Origin of the sequence: Sphingobacterium sp. IITKGP-BTPF85, from assembly GCF_001006065.1 — a bacterium.
GTDB lineage: Bacteria > Bacteroidota > Bacteroidia > Sphingobacteriales > Sphingobacteriaceae > Sphingobacterium > Sphingobacterium anhuiense.
In genome coordinates this window covers 1-1,271 of the sequence record NZ_ASZT02000307.1, presented here as the reverse complement: position 1 = coordinate 1,271, position 1,271 = coordinate 1, and the positions used below count along the sequence as shown (strand labels likewise).

The window sequence follows — 1,271 nt, the reverse complement described above, 5'->3', positions numbered from 1 at the left end:
TTTTTAACAGAAAACCAAACTTATAACGTTAAAATTTACGTTTCAATTCCTTTAAACAAACATTTCATTCTATACTAAAATCGCTGGATAATTTTTTCACTACCTACTGTGTAATAACAAAATATCCAGCGACTAAATATGAAAGATCGAATCTTCACAAGAGCAATTATGCCGAAAAAGACCAATCACAATACGTTACGATTATATAGACTGCAATGCTAATTTGACATGTTCATCAATCAAAATTAGTCTTTTGCTCCTTCGTATATTATTATTCTTTTCAGGTACACTCAGATTGGGATCAAAAGAATACACTTGATTTCCTTCAACTGTTGCAACATCTGCTTTCCAACCATCCCATTGATAGTCTTGATAAAATAAACCAAGGTCTCCATTTAATGACCAATTAATGAAGTCTGCGTAACCGCATTCCAAACTTTCCCAACGCAAGTATTTGGAGCAAAGTAATATATTTTACCTATCTCTTCCCCCAGCTCCCCAGCATTAATTGCAAAATATCCACCCAAAACATCATCAGCAATCAGTAAGAAGCCCCCTTTCTCTCCTTCATTGACATAGGTCTTACCTTTATTCCACTCCATCATACCTCTATTCAGCTTTGTGGAACCCGAACCTAAGATACGTAACCATCCATTTTCAATTAGAATACCCCCTGTTTCAAAAACAATAGCCCCCATCGGCGATTTAGTTGAAATCTGCAAGCGTAACAACTCCTCATCAGCTCGCTTAGAAACTCTTGGCAAAGTTTCAAAGGTATTCTTTGAATTTTCCATCCACTTTTGTACAAGTGCCCAACCAAATCCATCCTTATTTATTAAATCTTTTAATGTTTTCATCATCTAATCTTTTAAAAAAAACATACGGTGATGATAAATACATTATAATCTCCAATATTTTTCACTTATTATATTCTCAACTATTACTGATATGATAACCCCACTTTACCTTCATTGAATATAATTCAAATGGTACTATAATAAAACAGGGTAAAAAAGTAATAGTGCGCATTTTTCTCCATCAATAACGTATAAGATGCTTTATGCTAAGCATAATATTCAATCTGTTTTCAAAATAGCAAGCAATACCTTATCCCAAAATCAAACAAAGAAAACGCTACTGCAAAGAAATAAAAAAGAAACGAATAACCCGTAAAAATTAAGGTTAAATCAAAATAGGATACAATTCGAAAAAAATATTAAAAAAAATTTGTCTTAGTGTACAAATAACACTATATTTGTGTCATCATAATT

The 1,271-nt window shown here is 32.2% G+C and carries 1 pseudogene; it reads right to left on the bottom strand.

Annotation, left to right across the window (positions count from 1 at the left end):
* Positions 1-201: 201 nt before the first annotated feature.
* Positions 202-794, bottom strand: a pseudogene (locus L950_RS34695) (DUF2625 family protein).
* Positions 795-1,271 lie beyond the last annotated feature (477 nt).